Origin of the sequence: Sphingomonas sp. STIS6.2, assembly GCF_000732685.2 — a bacterium.
In the GTDB taxonomy this organism is placed as follows: domain Bacteria; phylum Pseudomonadota; class Alphaproteobacteria; order Sphingomonadales; family Sphingomonadaceae; genus Sphingomonas; species Sphingomonas aerolata.
Window position 1 is genome coordinate 1 of sequence record NZ_JPDP02000040.1, and the last position, 19,981, is coordinate 19,981.

Here is a 19,981-nt window from a genome sequence, read left to right on the forward strand (position 1 = left end):
CAGGCTGGCGCGAAGGCGCGGGGAGCCACGGCCTATGTGACGCTCGAGCCCTGCGCGCATGAATCACCGCGCGGGCCGGCGTGCGGCGACCTGCTGATCGCGGCGGGCGTGGCGCGGGTCGTCGCGGCGCTGGAGGATCCGGATCCCCGGACGGCGGGGCGCGGGTTCGCGCGGTTGCGCGACGCCGGGATCCGCGTCGAGACGGGCGTGCGCGCCGCCGAGGCGCGACGGTCGATGGCGGGGTTCCTCACGCGACTCGCCCGCGGCCGGCCGCATGTCACGCTGAAGCTCGCGACCTCGCTCGACGGCTGTATCGCGATGGCGGACGGGTCGAGCCGCTGGATCACCGGGCCACAGGCGCGCGCGCATGCGCATCTCGAACGGAGCCGGCACGAGGCAATCCTGGTAGGGCGCGGGACGTTCGAGGCGGATGCGCCGCGACTCGACGTGCGGCTTGCGGGACTTGAGCCGCGGGCGCCGCGCCGCGTGCTGCTGTCGCGGACGGCGCCCGATGCGGACGCGGGGTGGCACGTCATCGCGGATCCGCAGGATATTGCGGCCCTGCCCGGCGACCATCTGCTGGTCGAGGGCGGCGCGGCCGTAGCGTCGGCGTTCCTTGCCGCGGATCTGGTCGATCGGCTGCTGCTGTACCGCGCGCCGATCCTGATCGGGAACGGCCGGCATTCCATTGGCGATATTGGTCTCGGCGATCTTTCCAGCGCGCATGGCCGCTGGTCGATCGTCGATTCACGGCAACTTGGCAGCGACCGAGTCGAGGTCTACGAGCGCGAGCGAAACGAGGGATAATGTTTACCGGAATCGTCACCGACATCGGCACAATCACCAGCGTGGCGCAACAGGGCGACACGCGCGTGGTCATCGCGACCGCCTATGATCCCGCCACGATCGACCTGGGCGCGTCGATCGCGTGTTCGGGCGTGTGCCTGACCGTGGTCGACAAGTCCGCGGGCGGCGACGGACCGCACTGGTTCGCGGTCGACGTGTCGGGCGAGACGATCAGCCGCACCGCGCGCGACCAGTGGACGCAAGGCCGCCCGCTCAATCTCGAACGCGCGATGAAGCTCGGCGAGGAACTGGGCGGGCATATCGTCACCGGCCATGTCGACGGGCTCGGCACGGTGGTGTCGGTGGTCGAGGAGGGCGGATCGCACCGCGTCACCGTCCGCGCCGGCGCAGACATCGCGCCGTTCATCGCCGCCAAGGGATCGGTCACGATCGACGGCGTGTCGCTGACCGTCAACACCGTCCGCGACGTCGACGGCCCCGATGGGCAAAGGGCGGTCGAGTTCGGGCTGAACATCATCCCGCATACCTGGGGCGTCACCACGCTCGGGACGATCGAGACGGACCGGACGGTCAATATCGAGATCGACGTCCTTGCCCGCTATCTCCAACGGATGGAGCATTACCGTGTCAATGCCGGCTGAACGCAGCGCCGAACTCGGGCGCATGAAGCATGGATATCTGTCGAGCCCCGAAGAGATCATCGACGAGGCGCGCAACGGCCGGATGTTCATCCTGGTCGATGACGAGGACCGCGAGAATGAGGGCGACCTGGTCATCCCCGCGCAGATGGCGACGCCCGAGAAGATCAACTTCATGGCGAAGTTCGGTCGCGGGCTGATCTGCCTCGCGCTGACCCGAGCACGGACAGAGGAACTTGGGCTCGAGCTGATGAGCCGCAACAACGGCACGCGGCACGAGACCGCGTTCACCGTGTCGATCGAGGCGCTCGAAGGCGTTACCACGGGCATCTCTGCGGCGGATCGCGCGCGGACGATCGCAGTGGCGATCGATGCGACCAAGCAGAAGGCGGACATCGTCACCCCAGGCCATGTCTTCCCGCTGGTCGCGCGCGACGGCGGCGTGCTGATCCGCGCCGGCCATACCGAGGCGGCGGTCGACGTCGCGCGGCTGGCCGGGCTCAACCCCTCGGGCGTGATCTGCGAGATCATGAACGAGGACGGGACGATGGCGCGGATGGACGACCTCGTCACCTTCGCGCAGTTCCACAACATCAAGATCGGCACGATCCGCGACCTGATCGCGTATCGCCGCCGCTACGATCATCTGGTCGAGAAGCGCGCCGAGGCCAGGTTCACGTCCGAATGGGGCGGCGACTGGACCGCGCTGACCTTCTGGAACAAGGCGACGGGCACCGAGCAGGTCGCGCTGGTCAAGGGCCGAATCGACCCGGCAAAGCCGACGCTCGTCCGCATGCATGCGCTGTCGCCCTTCGCTGACATCTTCGGCGAATCGGGCGATCGCGGCCGGATCCTCGCGCGGTCGATGCAGATGATCGCCGACGAGGGCGCGGGCGTGATCGTCGTCATCAACCGGCCGCGCGGCAACGCGTTCACCTCCGCCGTGCTGAAGAAGGCGGGCGCGGAGATCACCCCGGACATGGAAGAGCTGCGCGACTACGGCGTCGGCGCGATGATCCTGACCGAGCTCGGCGTCCATGACATGGTGCTGATCACCAACACGCACCACACGCTGGTCGGGCTCGACGGCTATGGCCTGTCGATCGTCGGCGAACGCCCGATCGCTCCCCTCGACACCGAAAAGGCTCCCAACTGATGGCGCATATCCTGATCGTCGAAGCGCGGTTCTACGACCATCTGAACGACCTGCTGATCGAGGGCGCGCGCGCGGCGATCGAGGCCGCGGGCCACAGCCACGAGACGATCACCGTCCCCGGCGCGCTCGAGGTCCCCGGTGCGATCGCGCTGGCGGCCGAGAGCGAGACCTATGACGGCTATGTCGCGCTGGGTGTCGTGATCCGCGGCGAGACCTATCATTTCGAGATCGTCGCGGGCGAGAGCGCGCGCGGGATCATGGCGCTGACGATGGACGGCCTGCCGATCGGCAACGGCATCCTGACCACCGAGAACGAGGCGCAGGCGCTCACGCGTGCGCGCCCGACCGAGGGCGACAAGGGCGGCGGCGCGGCCAAGGCGGCGCTCGCGATGCTGGCACTGAAGGACCGCTTCGTCGCGTAGGATGCCTGGGCGTTCGAACGTCCGCCCTCATCCACCCACGATCGCCCTGATCATTCCTCGGGAGTGTCGCGCAGGGCGGCCTCGACCTCTTCGGCCGTGATTCCGAACGCGGCGGCCAGCGCGGCGATCGACGCGCCGCGGGCGGCGAGCGTGCGGATGCGGGCGGGGTCGACGATCGTCGTATAACCGCGCGTGTCGCGTTCGGTCTTCGTCTCCTCGCCGCTGCGCGCACGCGCGCCCGAGCGGCGGCGCTTGGCGATCTTGAGCGCTTCCTCGTCATTGGCGGGCGGCGCGTCTAGGCGCGCGCGGATCCGCTGCGCTTCCTCGACCCGACGGGCTTCGCGCGCACGTTCACGGTCCTGCGAGAGCGCATCGCGTTGCGCGGCGCGGGCTTCGGCGCGCTGATCAGTCGCGGCGAGGCGGTCCTGCGCGCGCTGTTCCCGCTCGCGTGCACGCTCTTCAGCGCGGCGGGCAGCGCGATCCGCGGTGCCGGGCAGCAACGGGCCGGGGCCGCGATCGTTCAGCGGCCAGGCCGATGCGAGGCTGGATTTGGGGGGCGATTTCGGCGGGCCCCAGCCGTCGGTCATGTCATATCCTGTCGTCACCGGTGCGCCGCGCACGACGCGAAAGCCGCGCTGCTATGCGATGGCGTCACCGGTGACAATCAGGCGGTCGGCTTAGGCGGGCACGGTTTCCAGCGCCGGATAGTCGATATATCCCTCGGGGCCCTGGCTGTACCAGGTCTTCGGGTTATCATGCGCCAGAGGTGCGCCGGTGCGCAGACGCTCGGGCAGATCGGGGTTCGCGATGAACGTCCGGCCGAAGCTGATCGCATCGGCATCGCCCTTGTCGAGCTCGGCCTGCGCCTTTTCGAGCGTGTCGTAATCCGAGTTCACGACCAGCACGCCCTTGAAGACCTTGCGGATCGCCGGGCTGAGCTTCGGCACGTCGGTCTTGCCGAAGGTGCCATCGGGGCCGGGCTCGCGCAGCTCGAGGAAGGCGATGCCGAGATCGGACAGCGCTTTCGCGGCGGCGGTGAACAGCGGCTCGGGATTGCTGTCGTCGACGCCCTGCGAATCGCCGTTGGGCGAGAGACGGACGCTGGTACGATCGGCGCCGGCGACCGAGATCACGCGCTCGGTGACTTCGCGAAGCAGGCGGATGCGGTTCTCGATGCTGCCGCCATAGTCATCGGTGCGGCTGTTTGCGTTGTCGCGCAGGAACTGGTCGATCAGATAGCCGTTCGCGGCGTGAATCTGGACGCCGTCGAACCCGGCCTCGAGCGCGTTCTTCGTCGCGAGCTCATAGTCGTTCAGCAGCCGCGGGATTTCGTTCAGCTCGAGCGGACGCGCGACCTCGAAATCCTTCTTGCCCTCGAACGTGTGCGCCTGGCCTTCGGTCTTGGTTGCGGACGACGAAACGGGCTGGCCGCCGATCACCGACGAATGGACCTGGCGGCCCATGTGCCAGAGCTGCGCGATGATGCGGCCGCCGGCGGCGTGCACGGCTGCGGTGACGGGCTTCCACGCGGCAACCTGCGCATCGGTCCACAGACCCGGCGCGAATGGCCAGCCCAGGCCTTCGCGGCTGATGCCGGTGGCTTCCGAGATGATCAGGCCGGCGCTGGCGCGCTGCGTGTAATAGTCGATCATGAGGTCGGACGGGACGGCGTCCTTGTCCGAACGCCCGCGGGTGAGCGGCGCCATGAGGATGCGGTTGGGCGCTTCGACGGCGCCGAGCGTGATGGGATCGAAAAGGCTTGGCATGGGGGCTCCTTAATGCCTGACGGGGGCAAGATAGGACGCTACAGCGCGGCATGCATCGCCCCGCCCCGCAAAGAATATCTAGCGTGCCCGAAACGCCGACGGCGACGACGACCGGCGCCCCCGGCACGCTCGCGTTCGGCGCGCTGTTGATCGCCAATGTCGCGCTCGCATTCGGACCGTGGTTCGTCCGCGCGACTGAGGTCGGACCGGTGGCGGCGGGTTTCTGGCGGCTGACGCTGGCGGTGCCGTTTCTCGTCCTGCTCGCAGCGCAGCAGGGCGCGCGACCGACGCGGCTCGGGCGCGGCGTCTGGATCGGGCTGATCGCGGGCGGCGTGTGCTTTGCCGCCGATCTCGGCAGCTGGCATCTCGGCATCCTGCGCACCACGCTCGCCAATGCGACGCTGTTCGGCAATGCGGCGACGCTGATGTTCCCGATCTACGGGTTCCTCGTCGCGCGGACCTGGCCGACGCGGACGCAGGGCTGGGCGCTGATGCTCGCCGCGGCGGGCGCGGCGCTGCTGCTCGGACGCTCCTATCAGCTCGATGCGAAGAACCTGGCGGGCGACCTGCTCTGCATCCTCGCGGGGCTGCTCTACACGGTGTATTTCATCCTGATGGCGCGCGCGCGGACGACGCTCGCCCCTCTGTCCACGCTGGTGCTGTCGACATTGGCGGGAATCGTGCCGTTGCTGGTGTTCGCGCTGGCGATGGGCGAGCGGATCGTGCCGGCGCAGTGGGGGCCGCTGATCGGCCTCGCGCTGTGCAGCCAGGTGCTGGGGCAGGGATTGATGATCTATGCGCTCGGGCGGTTTTCGCCGCTGGTGATCGGCATCGCGCTGCTGATCCAGCCGGTGGTCGCGGGGACGGTCGGCTGGCTGGTCTATGGCGAGCGGCTCGGCCTGCCCGATCTGGTCGGCGTGGTGATGGTGGCGATCGCGCTGGTGCTGGTCCGCCGGACGCCGGCCGATCGCCCCCCTATTGAAGAGGCGCTCGACACGCCTGATCTTGGACGGCAGGAGACGGTATGACCCAAGACCTCACGCTCGACGAAATCCGTTCGCTGCTCGCCCCCGGCATCGCCGCCAATGCGGCGTTCGACGGGTGGAGCGACGCGGCGCGCGACATGGCGGCGGACGCGGCGGGGATCGACCGCGACGTCGCCGCGCTCGCCTTCGAACAGGGGCCGGTCGACATGATCGACGCCTGGTTCGCCGATATCGACGTCGCGATGCTGGAAAGCGTGCCGCCCGAACGGCTGTCGGCGATGAAGATCCGCGCCCGGATCGCGACGCTGGTCGAGGCCCGGCTGCAGGCGACCGCCGCCGACCGCGAATCGCTGCGCCGCGCGCTGGCGATCCTCGCCTTGCCGCAGAATCTGACCAAGGCGGGGCGGCTCGGGTGGCGGACGGTCGACACGATCTGGCGGGCCGCGGGCGACGTCGCGACCGATTACAATCATTATACCAAGCGGACGATCCTGCTCGGCGTCTATGCCGCGACGGTCACGGTCTTCCTCGACGATGACAGTGAGGGGTTTGCCGAGACGCGCGCGTTCCTCAGCCGGCGGATCGACGGCATCATGCGGTTTGAAACCGCAAAGTCAGGCTTTCTCAAGCGGACAGAGCATGGCTTCAGCCTGTCGCGGTTCGTCGGGCGGTTGCGCTATCCCGTGGCATGAGCGCGTTGCGGCACGTCGTCACGGGGCGACGGAATGCGCGCAATCTGCGTCAAGCACGTGTGCCGGGGCTTCCCTTGGCGATCCGTTACTGATAATCAGTCGCATCATGGACACTCGCCCCGATCGTTCCGTCAGTCTCGAAACGCTGCCACGCAAGCAGCATGGCATCGTCGCTGCGATCGACTGGGCCCGACTGGCGGGCCCCGAGGCACGCCGGTTGCGCGAACTGGGCTTTGACGAGGGTGTCGATGTCGAGGTTCTTCACCGCGCGACGCTGGGCCAGGGTCCGATCGCCTGCCGGATCGGCCGGATGACCGTCGCATTGCGGCGCGCGGTCGCAGGTGCGATTCGCGTATCACCCACGCCAGCCGCCGCAGAATAATCAGCCTGACATTATGAACGCAGCACCGCTGGTCGCGCTGGTCGGCAATCCCAATGCCGGCAAGAGCGCGCTGTTCAATGCGCTGACGGGTGCGCGGCAGAAGGTCGGCAATTATCCAGGCGTGACCGTCGAGCGCAAGGCCGGACGGCTGACGCTCGACGACGGCCGCCCGGTCGAGCTGGTCGACCTTCCCGGCGCCTACAGCCTCGAGCCCTCCTCCCCCGACGAGCGCGTCACGCGCGACGTCGTCACCGGCACGCAGGACGGCGAACGCCTGCCCGACGCGCTGGTCGTGGTCGTCGATGCCGCCAATCTCGACAATCACCTGCGCTTCACGCTCCAGTTGATCGCGCTTGGCCTGCCCGTCGTGGTGGCGCTCAACATGGTCGACCTTGCCGAACGCGACGGGTTGAAACTCGACGCGGCGGTGCTTTCGCGCGAACTCGGCGTACCGGTGATCCCGACCGTCGCGGTCCGCAAACGCGGGCTCGACGCGCTGCGTGCGATCCTGACGCAGACTGTCGTCAACGGTCCGATCCGGCTGCGCAAGTCGGACGGCAGCGTGCAGGACGACATCGTCACGCTGCAACGGCGCGCGCGCGACATCGCGACGGCCGCCACGCTGTCCGAGACGCCGGTACGGCGCTGGACGCACATGCTCGACGGGGTCGCGCTGCATCCCATCGCCGGGCCGGTGCTACTGCTGGCGATCATGTTCCTGATGTTCCAGGCGGTCTTCAGCTGGGCGCAGCCGTTCATGGACCTGATCGACGGCGGCTTCACGGCGCTGCAGGCGTTCATCACGTCGGAGCTTCCCGATTCGCTGCTCCGGTCGCTGCTGGTCGACGGGGTGATCAAGGGCGTCGGCGCTGTGATCGTGTTCCTGCCGCAGATCCTGATCCTGTTCCTCTTCATCCTCGTACTCGAGGCGAGCGGTTATATGGTCCGCGCGGCGTTCCTGATGGACCGCGTGATGGCGAGCGTCGGGCTGTCGGGGCGCGCGTTCATCCCGCTGCTGTCGAGCTTTGCCTGCGCGATCCCCGGCATCATGGCGACGCGGACGATCGACGACGAGAAGGACCGGCTGACGACGATCCTGATCGCGCCGCTGATGACCTGTTCGGCGCGGTTGCCGGTCTACACGCTGATCATCGGCGCCTTCATTCCCAACACGCAGGTGCTGCCGTTCGTCGGCCTTCAGGGGCTCGTGATGCTCGGGCTGTACGTGATGGGGATCGTTGGTGCGTTCGTCGCCGCGCTGGTGCTGCGCCGGACGGTCACCAAGGGCGTGTCGTCGGGCTTCATGATGGAGATGCCGAAATATCAGTGGCCGCAGTGGCGCGACGTCGGCATCGGCCTGTGGAGCCGCGCGCAGATCTTCCTGAAGCGCGCGGGTGGCATCATCCTGATCTCCACCGTCATCCTCTGGGTGATGCTGAGCTTCCCCAAGCCGCCCGAGGGCAGCAAGGTATCGCCGGTCGATTATTCGGCGGCGGGACGGATCGCCAACGGCATCGCCCCGGTGTTCGCGCCGATCGGCTTCAACCGCGACATCGTGCTCGCGCTGATCCCGGCGATGGCCGCGCGCGAGGTTGCCGTCGCGGCGATCGGCACGGTCTATGCGATCGACGATCCCGACAGCAACCAGGGCGGCAAGGCGATGGTCGAGAATCTGCGCGGCCGCTGGACCCTGCCGACCGCGCTCGCCTTCCTGATGTGGTTCGTGTTCGCGCCGCAGTGCATCTCGACGATCGCCGTCACGCGTCGCGAGACGAACGGGTGGAAATGGCCGGCGTTCATGGTTGGCTATTTGTTCGCCGCCGCCTACATCATGGCCGGAATCACATATTGGCTGGCGGTGTTCGCCGGCCTCTGAGGGGCATCATGGCAGGCAGCGTCAACAAGGTCATCATCGTCGGCAATCTCGGCCGCGATCCCGAAAGCAAGCAGTTCCAGAACGGCGGCAAGGTCGTCAACCTGCGCATCGCGACGTCCGAGTCCTGGAAGGACAAGATGTCGGGCGAGCGCAAGGAAAAAACCGAATGGCATTCGGTCGCCATCTTCAACGAAGGCCTCGCCAACGTCGCGGAAAAGTATCTGCGCAAGGGCTCGAAGGTCTATATCGAGGGCGCGCTCCAGACCCGCAAATGGCAGGACGCGCAGGGTCAGGACAAGTATTCGACCGAGATCGTGCTGCAGGGCTTCAACAGCGTGCTGACGATGCTCGACGGCCCGAATGGCGGCCAGGGCGGCGGCGCAGGCGGTGGCGGTGGTAGCCGCGGCGGCGGCGACGACTGGGCCGGCGGCGGCAACGACTTTGGCGGCGGCTCGTCGGGCGGCGGCGGTTACGGCGGCGGCGGTGGCCGCTCGGCGCCGTCGGGTGGCGGCAGTGGCGGCGGCGCGCGCGGCGGCAGCTTTGGCCAGACCGGCGGGTTCTCGGACGATCTCGACGACGACGTGCCGTTCTAAGCATCGTGACGCCACCCGTTTCGACTCCAGTAGCGCCGAGCGTGTTCGACGAGGCGGCGCGATCACGCGTCATCTCGTCCTACGATGTCGCGGGCGCGCGCATGCAGGGCGAGCTGGACGACATCGTGTCGTTTGCCGCCCGGTTGTGCGATGCGCCGATCGCGCTGCTGAGCCTGGTCGAGGAGGAATATCAGCGGTTCCTCTCACGGAGCGGCACCGATCTCGACCAGACGCCACTGAGCCAGTCCTTCTGTGCGCATGCGATGCACCATCACGACGTGATGGAGGTGCCCGACGCGCAGGCCGATCCGCGGTTCGTCGACAATGCACTGGTGACCGGTGCCCCGCATGTCCGCTTCTACGCGGGCGCACCTTTGGTCTCGAGCGAAGGCGTACCACTCGGCGCGCTGTGCGTGCTGGCGACGACCTCGCGGGCGGGGCTTACGCCGTTCCAGCGCGACGGGCTAACGCTGCTGGCCAAGGCGGCGATGGGGCGGCTCGACGATCGCCGGACCGCGCGCGAACAGGCCTTTGCCGAGGCGCGGGCGCGGCGCACGCTCGAGGCGAGCGATCTGCGGTTCCGGACGCTGGCCGATACGATGCCACAGATGGTCTGGTCGACGCTGCCCGACGGCTTCCATGATTATTACAATGCGCGCTGGTACGAGTTCACCGGCACGACGCCCGGCACGACCGATGGCGAGGGCTGGAACGACGTGTTCCATCCCGAGGACCAGGACCGCGCCTGGACGATCTGGCGCCATTCACTCGCCAGCGGCGAGCCCTATACGATCGAATATCGGCTGCGGCACCGGGACGGCACCTATCGCTGGGTGCTGGGCCGCGCGCTGCCCGTGCGCGACGACCAGGGCGCGATCACGCGCTGGTTCGGGACCTGCACCGACATCCACGAGCAGAAGCTCGCCTATGAAGAGCGCGAGGTGATCAGCCAGGAGCTGAGCCACCGGATCAAGAACATCTTCGCCGTCATCGCCGGACTCATCGCCTTTTCCGCGCGCGGCAAACCCGAATTTGCGGGGATCGCGACCGACCTGCGCCACCGGATCACCGCACTGGGCCGTGCACACGACTTCGTCCGCCCGCACAGCACACAGTCGCGTCCGGAAGCCCCGCAGGACAGTCTGAAGGGCCTGCTGGGCGATCTGTTCGAACCCTATCGCGGGGACGGGACGGATCGTCTGGTCGTGATCGGCGACGATGTGCGGATCGACGACCGTTCCGCGACCCCGCTCGCCCTGCTGTTCCACGAGCTTGCAACGAACGCGACGAAATACGGCGCGCTGTCGACTGTCGATGGGCATGTTGCGCTGACGATCGGGCATGACGAAGATGGCGCCACGGGCATGGTGCGCCTGACCTGGCGCGAGCAGGGTGGTCCGCCGATCGCACACCCGACGAGCCATAAGGGCTTTGGCAGTCAGCTGATCGAAATGAGTGCGGTCCGACAGTTGGGCGGCACGGTGCGGCGCGACTGGCGTCCGGAGGGGCTGTGCGTCGAGATCGGGGTCCCCCTGCCCTCCTTCTGCCGCTGACCGCGCGGTCTCCCCGTCAGTTCCCGCGCCGCCGGATCTGGATCAGTTCGCTACCGCCGCGTAGCGCCTGACCCGTGGTCGCCAGTTCGGCGGCGGCAAGGATCGCGGCATCGTTGAACGGCTTGCGGATATAGCCGAGGCAATCGGCGTCGCCGATCTGGCTGGGATTGGCGGTGACGAAGACGATTTTCACGCCGTGATCGCGCGCGATCGTCTCCGCGATCGACGGACCGGTCGGACCGTCGCGCAGATTGACGTCGACAAAGGCGAAGTCGCATCCAGCCGCGGCGATGAGTGCGGTCTCCCGGTCCGCCGCGATCGCCACGACGTGATATCCGGCGTCGATCAGGATCCTTTCGAGATCCAGCGCGACGAAGATTTCATCTTCAACGATCATGGCGGTCTTGGTCATTGTCGTGGCAACCGTTGGCCGGGCTATCCGTTCCTTCGGTTTATTGATTTGAATCAAGAACGTGTAGCGAATTGAAACAAATAACCTGTGTTACCGGGGGAGCACCAGGGTCATGCCCCCGGTTCGCCTCGCAACAGGAATACGGCGTGCTCGGCGAGCAGGTTGGCAGCCGCCGACGTCGTCTGCTTGTCGCCCGACAGGAACCAGGCGCCCTCGACGATCACGCCGCGCTGCCGGAGGAACGCCCGGAAGTCGTCGATCGTGACGTGATGGATGTTGGGGGTGTCGTACCAGCTTTCGGGCAATTGCCGCGTGACCGGCATCCGCCCGCCCCACAGCAGCGACAGCCGCACGCGCCAATGCGCGAAGTTGGGAAAGCTGACAAAGGCGCGCCGACCGATCCGCAGCAGATGGTCGAGCACCAGGTCGGGCGCGCGCGCGGTCTGCAATGTCTGGCTGAGGATCGCATAGTCGAAGCTGGCATCGGGATAGCCCTGCAGGTCGACATCGGCGTCGCCCTGGATCACCGACAGGCCGCGGCCTACCGCGGCCGCAACGTTGCCCGGATCGATCTCCAGCCCGCGCGCATCGACCGCGCGCTCGTCCCGGAGCGCCGCCATCAGCGCGCCGTCGCCGCATCCGACGTCGAGCACGCGCGACCCACGGGCCACGTGATGCGCGATGATCCCCAGGTCGGCGCGCAGCGTCTCCTGCTGCGTCGGGGTGCTCATGCCCCTGCCCTCAGAAATCCGTCGACGACGCGGTTGAGCTCGGGCGCCTCGAGGAGAAACGCGTCGTGTCCGTACGGACTGCTGAGTTCGACGAAGCTGACCGGTGCGCCTGCGGCATTGAGCGCCTGGACGATGCTGCGCGATTCCGCGGTCGGATAGAGCCAGTCGGTATCGAAGCTGACGAGGCAGAATCGCGCCCTGGTCGCGCGGAAGGCATTGGCGAGCAGCCCGCCATGCTCCTCCGCGAGATCGAAATAGTCCATCGCGCGGGTGATATAGAGATAGGAATTGGCGTCGAACCGGTCCGTGAAGGCGAGCCCCTGATGCCGCAGATAGCTCTCGACCTGGAAATCGGCGTCAAAACCGAACGACTTGGCATCGCGCGCCTGCAGCCGCCGCCCGAACTTCTCGGTCAGCCCGGCTTCCGACAAATAGGTGATGTGCGCCGCCATCCGCGCGACCGCGAGCCCCGCGGTCGGCGCGGACTCGTCGTGATAATCGCCGCCGCGCCAGTTCGGATCGGCCATCACCGCCTGGCGGCCCACCTCGTGAAAGGCGATGTTCTGCGCGGTGTGGCGCGCGGTCGATGCGATCACGACACAGGCGCGGACCCGGTCGGGGAAGGTCGCGGGCCAGCTCAGCGCCTGCATCCCGCCCATCGATCCGCCGACCACCGCCTGCAGCACGTCGACGCCGAGATGATCGAGCAGCATCGCCTGCGCGCGAACCATGTCGCGGATCGTGATGACCGGAAATCCCATCGCCCAGGCGCGCCCGGTCGCGGGGTTGATCGTCGCCGGTCCCGACGAGCCCATGCAGCTGCCGAGCACATTGGCGCAGACGATGAAATGCCGCGCGGGATCGATCGGTCGCCCCTCACCGACCATCCGCGTCCACCAGCCGGGCTTGCCGGTCCGGGGATGCGTCGAGGCGACATGCTGATCACCGGTCAGCGCATGACAGATCAGGACCGCGTTCGAGGCGTCGGCATTCAGCGTGCCATAGGTTTCATAGGCAATGTCGACCGGCGACAGCAGGACGCCGCCATCGAGCCGCAACGGTCCCGGCAAGGTCACGCGACGCGCCAGGCCGAAGCGCGCGTCGGTCGTCCGGTCGGGATCAATCGTGTCGAGCATGACGCGTCCGCTACCACAACCATTTGCCACTGCGCCACACCGACCGCTATGCCCCGCGGCCATGACAAACATCATGCCCGCACCCACGCCGAAGCCCTGGATCCTGGGGATCGCGCCGTACACGCCCGGTCGCTCGACGACCGATGATGGCCGCACGGTGATCAAGCTGTCGTCGAACGAGAACCCGCTCGGGACGAGCCCCGCGGCCAAGGCCGCGTTCGATGGCGCGGATCACACGCTCGAACGCTATCCCGACGCCAGCGCGACCGCGCTGCGCGAGGCACTGGCGGCGCATTACGACCTGGATCCGGCGCGCGTGATCTATGGCACCGGATCGGACGAGATCCTGCATCTGGTGGCGGGCGCCTATGCGGGCCCCGGCGACGAGATCATCCATGTCCGCTACGGCTTTGCGGTGTATGAGATCGCAACGCGGCGCGTCGGCGCGGAGCCGGTCGTCGTCGACGATCGCGACTATGCGACCGATGTCGATGCGATCCTCGCCGCGGTCACCGAACGCACCCGCGTCGTATTCGTCGCCAACCCGAACAACCCGACCGGCACCTTCACGCCGCGCGCCGAGATCGCCCGGTTGCACGCCGGCCTGCCGCGTTCGGTGCTGCTGGTGCTCGACCAGGCCTATGCCGAATATCTCAGCCCCGAGGAGGACGACGCGGGCCTCGCGCTGGCGATGACCGAGGCGAACGTGCTCGTCACGCGGACCTTCTCGAAGATCCACGGTCTGGCCGCCGAGCGGATCGGCTGGGGCTATGCCTGCGCGCCGATCATCGATGCGATGCACCGCATCCGCGCCCCCTTCAACGTCACGACAGCAGGCCAGGCGGCGGCCGTCGCGGCGCTGGCCGATACCGGCTTCGTCGATGCGACTCGCGCGCACAACGATCGCTGGCGTGGCTGGTTCGTCGAGCAGGTCGCGCAGATGGGCAATGCAGGGCTTCGCTGTGTACCCTCCAAGGCGAATTTCGTGCTGGTCCTGTTCGAAGGCGGACTGACCGCCGACTCGGCCTATCACGGGCTGATGGAGGCGGGATATATCGTCCGCTGGCTGCCCGGACAGGGCCTTCCCAACGCGCTGCGCATCACGATCGGCACCGAGGATGAGACGCGCGGCGTGATTGCGGCGTTGCGCGCGCTGGTCGAGCGGGGCTGATGCTGCCGTTCGCACGCGTCACGATCCTGGGACTGGGGCTGATCGGATCGTCGATCGCGCGCGGCGTGCTGCAGGCGATGCCGACGGTGCGGCTCACCGGCTATGACGCCGATCCCGCGGTGCGTGCGACCGCGGACCGGCTGGAGCTGTGCCACGACATCGCCGACACCGCGGGCAGTGCGGTGATCGACGCCGATCTGGTGATCCTGTGCGTCCCCGTCGGCGCGATGGCGGCGGTCGCGGCGGAGTTTGCCGCGGACCTGCCCGCCGAAGCGATCGTCAGCGATGTCGGCAGCAGCAAGACCGAGGTCGCGCGCGTGCTGGCGGAGGCGCTGCCGGGCGCGACCGTGATCCCCGCGCATCCGGTCGCTGGCACCGAACGCAGCGGGCCCGAAGCTGGGTTCGCGACATTGTTCAACCATCGCTGGTGCATCGTCACGCCCCCCGAGGGCGCCGATCCGGCTGCGGTCGAGCGGGTCGCCGAATTCTGGCGGCGGCTGGGCGCGCAGATCGAGTTCATGGCCCCCGATCATCATGACCGGGTGCTGGCGATCACCAGCCATCTGCCCCATCTGATCGCCTACACGATCGTCGGTACCGCGAGCGACCTTGAAGAGGTCACCCAGTCCGAGGTGATCAAATATTCGGCGGGCGGCTTTCGCGATTTCACGCGCATCGCCGCGTCGGATCCAACGATGTGGCGCGACGTGTTCCTGACCAACCGTGAGGCGGTCCTCGACATGCTGCAGCGTTTTTCGGAGGATCTTAGTGCGCTGCAACGCGCGATCCGCTGGGGCAAGGGCGACGAGCTGTTCGACCTGTTCACGCGCACGCGCGCGGTGCGCCGGTCGATCGTCGAACAGGGTCAGGACGACGACGCCGCCGATTTCGGCCGCGCGCACGACTGACCCCGTTTGAGCGGCACCAGCGGCGTCAGCCGTCGAGCGCGTTCATCGCCGCATGGACGCGCGCCTCGGCCTCCTCGCGCTTGAGACCGGCGGGGACGACCTCGCCGAAGCGGAAGGTGATGACGCCCGCGCGCTTGGGCCCCTTGCGCGGCCAGACGGTGCCGCTGTCGCAGGCGATCGGGACCGTCGGCATGCCGAGCGCGCGGTACAGCCCGGCGAAACCCGGCTTGAGCGGGGGATGCTCGCCCGGCGCGACCCGGGTGCCTTCGGGGAAGATCAGGACCGACCGCCCGGTCGCCTTGGCCGCGATCGCCTCGCGCATCATGTTGCGCAGCGCCTTGGCCGACGCGTCGCGGTCGACGACGATCGCACCGTAACGCCGCGCCGCCCAGCCCCAGGCGGGGATGTCCGCCAGTTCGCGCTTCAGCACGATCGCCGGCCCGTCGAGCAGCGCCTGAAGCTCGAGCGTCTCGAACATCGCCTGGTGCTTGCACGCGTAGAAGGCCGCGCCGGCGGGTCGCGTCCCCTCGATCCGGATCTGGATGCCGAGGATCCAACGCGTCGCCCAGCGGTGGAACCGCGTCCACACCGTCGAATGGACGATCACCGCGCGCGACCCGAACAGCGCGCTGATCGGCACGGTCAGCACGATCGGCGCCGAGATACTGTAAAAGACGATCATGAAGACGATCGTTCGCAACCAGGCGATCATGCGCCAAATCCTATCCACAATGCGATCCGTCGCAGGATCAACTTGTTATATTCGTTGACCAGCGTCCCGAGCCGCGGCGTGCCGGGGACGCCGTCGCCAAGCACCAGCACGCGCGGCCCGAGCACCGCGGCAAGCTCCATCTTGGCGCGCGGGACATGCCAGTCCGAGGTGACGAGACGCACGGTGCGATAATCGTGCGTCTTGACCCAGCGCGCGGTTTCCTCGGCATTCGACCGCGTATCCACCGCATCCGCGCCGAGATCGACGCAACAGGCGAAGACGCTGGGCGAGGTGCGATATTCGAGCGCGAGGTCGATCGGGCGGACGCCGGGCGCGACTCCGGTCACGAGCATCCGCTTGGCCTGGCGGTCGCGCAGCAGCGCCAGACCGCGATCGATCCGCCCTGCCCCGCCGGTCGGCACGACGATCGCATCGGTGGTCGAGCCATTGAGCGGCGGCGGCAGGAGCAGCATGAACGCGGCGAACCCCAGCGCCCAGACGAGCACACCGACACCCAGAAGGCGCACGATCACAGGGTCGTCCTCATCGCGCGCACGATCGTCGCGCGCGCAGCGACCATCGCCAGCACGATGAAGCCGATCGGCATCGCGCCCAGCGCGGCCCAGTCGGTCGAGGACAACCGCCCCCCGTCGAGCAGTTCGGAGCCCAGCCCCTGCAACCGGGTCATGATCAGCAGGATGACGGCGATCGCGACGCCGGCACCGGCCACGCCGCCGATCGCGGCGTCGATCGCCACCCGACGCTGGAAGAGACGCGCGACCTGCAGATCGGTCGACCCCAGCATGTGCATGACCTCGATCGTCGCGCGGTGCGTTTCAAGTCCCGCGCGCGCCGCCAGCACGACCACCGCCGCGGTCGCGCCAGCCATCAGCAGGACGATACCGAGCGCGAGCAGCGTCAGCGAACGCATCACCCCGCTGACGGGTGACATCCAGGTTTCGTGCCGGTCGACGCGCGCGGTCGGCGCAACGCCGCGAACCGCGCGCGCACCGCTGCGACCGCGGCATCGTCCTGGCCGCCCAGATCGACGTCGATCATCGCCGGCACGGGCAGCCCCGGATCGGCGCCGTCGCTGCCGAGCCAGGGTCGCAACAGCCGCGTCAGCTCGGCGCGATCGACCGCGGCGACGCGGGTCACCTCCGGCAGCGTGCGCAGCGTCGCGAGGACGCGGGCGGCACTGGCATCACGCCGAACCGGGTCGCCGTCGATGATCTGGACCGTCAGCCGTCCCGCCAGCTGACGATCGAGCGCGCGCGCGGCCCCCGCGGTCCCCAGCCCCAGCGCGGCGGCAAGCATGGTGAGGAACAGCATGATCGCCATGACCCAGGTCATCGCACGGACGCCGCCAGCCTCGTCGAGCACGCGACGTTCGGATGCGCGGCTCATGGCTCGGCCCGGGGCGATGGGGGGTACTGCAACGACCCGGTCGGATCGAGCAACCGGCCGTGATCGAGCCGCATCATCTGCGCGGTCGGAATCCGGTTGAGAAGGTGCAGATCATGCGTCGCGACCACCACCGTCGTGCCGAGCTTGTTGAGCGATTCGAACAGATGCAGCAGCCGCTCGGCCATGTCGGGATCGACATTGCCGGTCGGCTCGTCCGCGACCAGCATCTCGGGCCGGGCGATCACCGCGCGGGCGATCGCGACGCGTTGCTGCTCACCACCCGACAGCGTCGCCGGTCGCGCCTCGGCGCGTTCGGTCAGGCCGACCCAGGCGAGCATCTCCTCGACGGGTTGGCGCAGGTCCGCCTCGGGCATCCCCGCGACGCGCAGCGGGAGAGCGATATTGTCCCAGGTCGACAGATGCGGGACGAGCCGGAAATCCTGGAACACCACGCCGATGCGGCGGCGAAACCCCGGCATCCGGTCACGCGGGAGCAGCACGGCATCCTCGCCGAACAGCCGGATCACCCCGCGGCTCGGCCGCTGCGCGAGATAGAGCAGTCGTAGCAACGACGTCTTGCCCGCGCCGCTTGCGCCGGTCAGAAAGTAGAAGGCGCCGCTGCGCAGCGTGAACGAGATGTCGGACAGCGTTTCCGCGCCGGTGTCGTAGCGCAAGCCAACATTTTCGAACTGCACGATATTCGCCATGAAATTGGTCGCGCCCGCCCGAGTTCGCCTGTGCCGTCAGCCTCGCTTTCGCATGAAAGCGCGCGCGGCTTCAAGCTGGCGGCCATCTGCAGCGTGTCAGACAGCATCCGGGCGCATGATGCTTGCCACGAGCGGGGGCCACGTGCTTAGTTTGACGGCGAACGGCCCCGTCCCGCGGCCCGCAGTGAATCGTGCCCGATGATCCTCCAATGCCCCGAGTGCAGCACACGCTATCTGGTCCCCGACAGCGCGATCGGCACCGAAGGTCGGACCGTGCGCTGTGCCAATTGCCGCCACAGCTGGTTCCAGGCCGCGACGGACGTCACGGCGCCCGACGCGCCGGCCCCTGCGGAGGCAATGCCCGCGGCCCCGCTCGGCTTCGCGCCCGCGCCGCCGTTCGGCGCAGCGTTTGACGCCGAGCCCGCCGCGCCTCCGGTCTGGCCCAATCCGGCGTGGCCCAATCCGTCCTCGCCCACCCCGTCCGGCGTTCCGATGTCTTCGCCGCCTTCGGCTGCGCAGACCGCCGACGACCTGCCGCCGCCGATCATCCGACCCTTTGCGCCATTGGTCGCCGCGCCGGCTCCCCCTTCTTCTGCCGCGCCGGATGTCGAAGATGCGCAGGCCGTACTGCCGGCGGCTGCGACGACCGTGTCTGCCACGACCACCGACAGCGCCGCTCCGCCCTCCTATGCGGGCAGCCGGAGCGACGCCGATTCCTATGATGCATTCGCACATGCCCCGCCGTTCCGCGCACGGCGCAACACCACCCGGTTGTGGACGATCGGTGCGGTGGCGGCCGGGCTTCTGATGCTGCTGGGCGTCGCTGCGATCCTCTATGTCGGCGCGCCCGGCCTTGCGACGCAGCTTGGACTCGTGACGGGCGCGGACGAGACGCCGCTGCGGCTGCGCGACAATCCGATCGAGCGCCGCGAACTGGACAACGGATCCGAGCTGTTCGCGGTCAGCGGGCAGGTTACCAACCCCTCCGATTCGACGCAGCGTGTGCCCGACATCCGCGCCGAGCTGCGCGACGCGCAGGGGCGTATCGTGTATAGCTGGACGATCACCCCGCAAAAGCGGACGCTGACACCCGGCGCGGCGATCGATTTCAACTCCGCCAAGCTCGACGTGCCGTCGAATTCGAAACGGCTCGAACTGAGCTTTGCCGGCGAAAACGCCTCCTGATCCGGTTCCGCCGCCCCGACGCGGTGGCGGCATAGGGCCCTGCGACATGATTTTCTCGCAGCGGCGCGCATTCGATGGCGAAAGGGCGTTGCGGGATCGCAAAAGCCTTGCTAGTGGCACCGGCCTACCAGCTAGCCGGCTTGTCCGGTCAGTGTTTCACGTGCGGCCGTGGCGGAACTGGTAGACGCGCAACGTTGAGGTCGTTGTGGGCGAAAGCCCGTGGAAGTTCGAGTCTTCTCGGCCGCACCACTTTCCTCGTTTCTACCGACCCGGATCAGAACCACCCCCATGGGGGACATGACGGTCTGTCCTGCGGGATCCTGTCAAAGCGGAGCACGGCGATGGCCGATTCGATCGACGACCAGATCATCGAAACGCCCGATGGCCCGATGACGTTCGCGCAGTGGAAGAAGAAACACCCCGTGCAGCTCCCGTCGCGCCGCACCAAGGGCAAGAAGCTTCCCAACAAGGTGAAGTTGACGACCGACGAGGTTTAGTCGCCGGTCGTCGTTGCCAGGCCCCTGGGAGGGGGGATGGGGACCTGACAATCGGGGTTTGACTCCAGCACCCGGGACAAAGTCACGAGCGATAGCGGCGCAACGAAGCGAAGCCCGAATCGGTTGCCACGTCGCCAGCAGATTGCCGCAAAAATCGCGAGTCCGCCGGGATCGACGACGAGCTGGGCCGCCTGCCCCTGTGAAAAATGCTCGCAGAGCGACGCCGCAACCTCGAGTTTCGCGC

At 68.0% G+C, this 19,981-nt stretch carries 25 protein-coding genes and 1 tRNA gene; 15 read left to right on the plus strand and 11 right to left on the minus strand.

Annotated features, from left to right (window positions below; translation table 11 throughout):
- The 4 genes from ribD to ribH all read left to right on the plus strand — a co-directional run.
- Positions 1–807: bifunctional diaminohydroxyphosphoribosylaminopyrimidine deaminase/5-amino-6-(5-phosphoribosylamino)uracil reductase RibD (ribD, locus tag sphst_RS06125; protein WP_107045309.1), on the plus strand; the 807-nt coding region annotated here is incomplete at its 5' end.
- A complete protein-coding gene (locus sphst_RS06130; protein WP_031394605.1) occupies positions 807–1,448 on the plus strand; it encodes a riboflavin synthase in 642 nt (213 codons plus the stop codon). The genes ribD and sphst_RS06130, both read left to right, overlap by 1 nt.
- Entirely contained in the window at positions 1,438–2,601 is a 1,164-nt protein-coding gene (gene ribB / locus sphst_RS06135; RefSeq protein ID WP_031394606.1) for a 3,4-dihydroxy-2-butanone-4-phosphate synthase, read from the plus strand. Before sphst_RS06130 ends, ribB begins: the two co-directional genes overlap by 11 nt.
- The gene (gene ribH, locus sphst_RS06140) at positions 2,601–3,023 is read left to right on the plus strand and encodes a 6,7-dimethyl-8-ribityllumazine synthase (RefSeq protein WP_031440486.1); all 423 of its coding nucleotides are present in this window, start codon (positions 2,601–2,603) and stop codon (positions 3,021–3,023) included. Before ribB ends, ribH begins: the two co-directional genes overlap by 1 nt.
- Positions 3,024–3,073: 50 nt before the next feature.
- On the opposite strand, the gene sphst_RS06145 is transcribed toward ribH, so the two are convergent.
- Together sphst_RS06145 and sphst_RS06150 are read right to left on the minus strand one after the other, a co-directional pair.
- Complete coding sequence (locus tag sphst_RS06145) at positions 3,074–3,610, minus strand: hypothetical protein (RefSeq protein WP_234387490.1); 537 nt, start codon at positions 3,608–3,610, stop codon at positions 3,074–3,076.
- Between the two features lie 90 nt (positions 3,611–3,700).
- Positions 3,701–4,789, minus strand: a complete 1,089-nt coding sequence (locus sphst_RS06150; RefSeq protein WP_107045310.1) for an alkene reductase — start codon at positions 4,787–4,789, stop codon at positions 3,701–3,703.
- A gap of 50 nt (positions 4,790–4,839) precedes the next feature.
- On the opposite strand from sphst_RS06150, the gene sphst_RS06155 reads away from it, so the two are divergent.
- The 6 genes from sphst_RS06155 (at position 4,840) to sphst_RS06180 (ending at position 10,871) form a co-directional block, all read left to right on the plus strand.
- Positions 4,840–5,817: a DMT family transporter gene (locus sphst_RS06155; RefSeq protein ID WP_107045311.1), complete on the plus strand. Its 978-nt coding sequence runs from the start codon at positions 4,840–4,842 to the stop codon at positions 5,815–5,817.
- On the plus strand, positions 5,814–6,467 hold the full coding sequence (locus tag sphst_RS06160; protein ID WP_107045312.1) for a COQ9 family protein: 654 nt from the start codon (positions 5,814–5,816) through the stop codon (positions 6,465–6,467). Before sphst_RS06155 ends, sphst_RS06160 begins: the two co-directional genes overlap by 4 nt.
- Before the next feature lie 106 nt (positions 6,468–6,573).
- Positions 6,574–6,849 (plus strand): FeoA family protein, encoded by a 276-nt coding sequence (locus sphst_RS06165; RefSeq protein WP_031394931.1) that lies wholly within the window; start codon positions 6,574–6,576, stop codon positions 6,847–6,849.
- Positions 6,850–6,862: 13 nt separating this feature from the next.
- A complete protein-coding gene (gene feoB, locus sphst_RS06170) occupies positions 6,863–8,725 on the plus strand; it encodes a ferrous iron transporter B (RefSeq protein ID WP_031394932.1) in 1,863 nt (620 codons plus the stop codon).
- Positions 8,726–8,733: 8 nt separating this feature from the next.
- Positions 8,734–9,318: a single-stranded DNA-binding protein gene (gene ssb / locus sphst_RS06175; RefSeq protein ID WP_056406676.1), complete on the plus strand. Its 585-nt coding sequence runs from the start codon at positions 8,734–8,736 to the stop codon at positions 9,316–9,318.
- 5 nt (positions 9,319–9,323) lie between these two features.
- On the plus strand, positions 9,324–10,871 hold the full coding sequence (locus tag sphst_RS06180) for a sensor histidine kinase (protein WP_234387491.1): 1,548 nt from the start codon (positions 9,324–9,326) through the stop codon (positions 10,869–10,871).
- Between the two features lie 16 nt (positions 10,872–10,887).
- Here the strand turns inward: sphst_RS06180 and sphst_RS06185 are convergent, their stop codons facing one another.
- From sphst_RS06185 to metX, 3 genes are all read right to left on the minus strand, one after another.
- A complete protein-coding gene (locus sphst_RS06185) occupies positions 10,888–11,283 on the minus strand; it encodes a response regulator (RefSeq protein WP_031393677.1) in 396 nt (131 codons plus the stop codon).
- Between the two features lie 110 nt (positions 11,284–11,393).
- Positions 11,394–12,014, minus strand: coding sequence for a methionine biosynthesis protein MetW (metW, locus tag sphst_RS06190; RefSeq protein ID WP_031393676.1), 621 nt, complete (start codon positions 12,012–12,014; stop codon positions 11,394–11,396).
- Positions 12,011–13,150 carry a homoserine O-acetyltransferase MetX gene (gene metX, locus sphst_RS06195; RefSeq protein ID WP_031393675.1) on the minus strand — a complete coding sequence of 380 codons (1,140 nt, stop codon included), beginning with the start codon at positions 13,148–13,150 and terminating at the stop codon, positions 12,011–12,013. Before metX ends, metW begins: the two co-directional genes overlap by 4 nt.
- A 73-nt stretch (positions 13,151–13,223) precedes the next feature.
- On the opposite strand from metX, the gene hisC reads away from it, so the two are divergent.
- Positions 13,224–14,321 carry a histidinol-phosphate transaminase gene (gene hisC / locus sphst_RS06200; protein WP_031393674.1) on the plus strand — a complete coding sequence of 366 codons (1,098 nt, stop codon included), beginning with the start codon at positions 13,224–13,226 and terminating at the stop codon, positions 14,319–14,321.
- A complete protein-coding gene (locus sphst_RS06205) occupies positions 14,321–15,229 on the plus strand; it encodes a prephenate/arogenate dehydrogenase family protein (protein WP_031393673.1) in 909 nt (302 codons plus the stop codon). The genes hisC and sphst_RS06205 overlap by 1 nt, the downstream gene beginning before the upstream one ends.
- A gap of 25 nt (positions 15,230–15,254) precedes the next feature.
- On the opposite strand, the gene sphst_RS06210 is transcribed toward sphst_RS06205, so the two are convergent.
- From sphst_RS06210 to ftsE, 5 genes are read right to left on the minus strand one after another with little or no spacing between them, the layout of a single operon-like run.
- Positions 15,255–15,941, minus strand: coding sequence for a lysophospholipid acyltransferase family protein (locus tag sphst_RS06210; protein ID WP_031393672.1), 687 nt, complete (start codon positions 15,939–15,941; stop codon positions 15,255–15,257).
- Positions 15,938–16,474: a YdcF family protein gene (locus sphst_RS06215; RefSeq protein ID WP_031393671.1), complete on the minus strand. Its 537-nt coding sequence runs from the start codon at positions 16,472–16,474 to the stop codon at positions 15,938–15,940. The genes sphst_RS06210 and sphst_RS06215 overlap by 4 nt, the downstream gene beginning before the upstream one ends.
- A complete protein-coding gene (locus sphst_RS21125; protein ID WP_234387492.1) occupies positions 16,471–16,893 on the minus strand; it encodes an FtsX-like permease family protein in 423 nt (140 codons plus the stop codon). Before sphst_RS21125 ends, sphst_RS06215 begins: the two co-directional genes overlap by 4 nt.
- Positions 16,872–17,348: a cell division protein FtsX gene (locus sphst_RS21130; RefSeq protein ID WP_234387493.1), complete on the minus strand. Its 477-nt coding sequence runs from the start codon at positions 17,346–17,348 to the stop codon at positions 16,872–16,874. The genes sphst_RS21125 and sphst_RS21130 overlap by 22 nt, the downstream gene beginning before the upstream one ends.
- Positions 17,345–18,055, minus strand: coding sequence for a cell division ATP-binding protein FtsE (gene ftsE / locus sphst_RS06225; RefSeq protein ID WP_056406665.1), 711 nt, complete (start codon positions 18,053–18,055; stop codon positions 17,345–17,347). The genes sphst_RS21130 and ftsE overlap by 4 nt, the downstream gene beginning before the upstream one ends.
- A gap of 198 nt (positions 18,056–18,253) precedes the next feature.
- On the opposite strand from ftsE, the gene sphst_RS21135 reads away from it, so the two are divergent.
- The 3 genes from sphst_RS21135 to sphst_RS20860 all read left to right on the plus strand — a co-directional run bounded on the left by sphst_RS21135 (position 18,254) and on the right by sphst_RS20860 (position 19,737).
- Positions 18,254–19,240: an MJ0042-type zinc finger domain-containing protein gene (locus tag sphst_RS21135; protein WP_234387494.1), complete on the plus strand. Its 987-nt coding sequence runs from the start codon at positions 18,254–18,256 to the stop codon at positions 19,238–19,240.
- A gap of 162 nt (positions 19,241–19,402) precedes the next feature.
- Positions 19,403–19,489, plus strand: a tRNA-Leu gene (locus tag sphst_RS06240).
- A gap of 92 nt (positions 19,490–19,581) precedes the next feature.
- Complete coding sequence (locus tag sphst_RS20860) at positions 19,582–19,737, plus strand: hypothetical protein (protein ID WP_166746558.1); 156 nt, start codon at positions 19,582–19,584, stop codon at positions 19,735–19,737.
- Here sphst_RS20860 and sphst_RS21140 read toward each other — a convergent pair.
- Positions 19,734–19,981: hypothetical protein (locus tag sphst_RS21140; RefSeq protein WP_234387495.1), on the minus strand; the 248-nt coding region annotated here is incomplete at its 5' end. The genes sphst_RS20860 and sphst_RS21140 overlap by 4 nt on opposite strands.

What these genes read in the sequence shown, in the direction of transcription:
- sphst_RS06205 (WP_031393673.1), top strand. Translation starts at nt 14,321, where the DNA reads ATGCTGCCGTTCGCACGCGTCACGATCCTGGGACTGGGGCTGATCGGA.
- sphst_RS20860 (WP_166746558.1), top strand. Translation starts at nt 19,582, where the DNA reads ATGGCCGATTCGATCGACGACCAGATCATCGAAACGCCCGATGGCCCG.
- sphst_RS06210 (WP_031393672.1), bottom strand. Translation starts at nt 15,941, where the DNA reads ATGATCGCCTGGTTGCGAACGATCGTCTTCATGATCGTCTTTTACAGT.
- sphst_RS06155 (WP_107045311.1), top strand. Translation starts at nt 4,840, where the DNA reads ATGCATCGCCCCGCCCCGCAAAGAATATCTAGCGTGCCCGAAACGCCG.
- ribH (WP_031440486.1), top strand. Translation starts at nt 2,601, where the DNA reads ATGGCGCATATCCTGATCGTCGAAGCGCGGTTCTACGACCATCTGAAC.
- ssb (WP_056406676.1), top strand. Translation starts at nt 8,734, where the DNA reads ATGGCAGGCAGCGTCAACAAGGTCATCATCGTCGGCAATCTCGGCCGC.
- sphst_RS06145 (WP_234387490.1), bottom strand. Translation starts at nt 3,610, where the DNA reads ATGACCGACGGCTGGGGCCCGCCGAAATCGCCCCCCAAATCCAGCCTC.
- sphst_RS06160 (WP_107045312.1), top strand. Translation starts at nt 5,814, where the DNA reads ATGACCCAAGACCTCACGCTCGACGAAATCCGTTCGCTGCTCGCCCCC.
- ribB (WP_031394606.1), top strand. Translation starts at nt 1,438, where the DNA reads ATGCCGGCTGAACGCAGCGCCGAACTCGGGCGCATGAAGCATGGATAT.
- metX (WP_031393675.1), bottom strand. Translation starts at nt 13,150, where the DNA reads ATGCTCGACACGATTGATCCCGACCGGACGACCGACGCGCGCTTCGGC.
- sphst_RS21135 (WP_234387494.1), top strand. Translation starts at nt 18,254, where the DNA reads ATGATCCTCCAATGCCCCGAGTGCAGCACACGCTATCTGGTCCCCGAC.
- sphst_RS06130 (WP_031394605.1), top strand. Translation starts at nt 807, where the DNA reads ATGTTTACCGGAATCGTCACCGACATCGGCACAATCACCAGCGTGGCG.
- sphst_RS21125 (WP_234387492.1), bottom strand. Translation starts at nt 16,893, where the DNA reads ATGTCACCCGTCAGCGGGGTGATGCGTTCGCTGACGCTGCTCGCGCTC.
- sphst_RS06185 (WP_031393677.1), bottom strand. Translation starts at nt 11,283, where the DNA reads ATGACCAAGACCGCCATGATCGTTGAAGATGAAATCTTCGTCGCGCTG.
- hisC (WP_031393674.1), top strand. Translation starts at nt 13,224, where the DNA reads ATGCCCGCACCCACGCCGAAGCCCTGGATCCTGGGGATCGCGCCGTAC.
- feoB (WP_031394932.1), top strand. Translation starts at nt 6,863, where the DNA reads ATGAACGCAGCACCGCTGGTCGCGCTGGTCGGCAATCCCAATGCCGGC.
- sphst_RS21130 (WP_234387493.1), bottom strand. Translation starts at nt 17,348, where the DNA reads ATGAGCCGCGCATCCGAACGTCGCGTGCTCGACGAGGCTGGCGGCGTC.
- sphst_RS06165 (WP_031394931.1), top strand. Translation starts at nt 6,574, where the DNA reads ATGGACACTCGCCCCGATCGTTCCGTCAGTCTCGAAACGCTGCCACGC.
- sphst_RS06150 (WP_107045310.1), bottom strand. Translation starts at nt 4,789, where the DNA reads ATGCCAAGCCTTTTCGATCCCATCACGCTCGGCGCCGTCGAAGCGCCC.
- metW (WP_031393676.1), bottom strand. Translation starts at nt 12,014, where the DNA reads ATGAGCACCCCGACGCAGCAGGAGACGCTGCGCGCCGACCTGGGGATC.
- ftsE (WP_056406665.1), bottom strand. Translation starts at nt 18,055, where the DNA reads ATGGCGAATATCGTGCAGTTCGAAAATGTTGGCTTGCGCTACGACACC.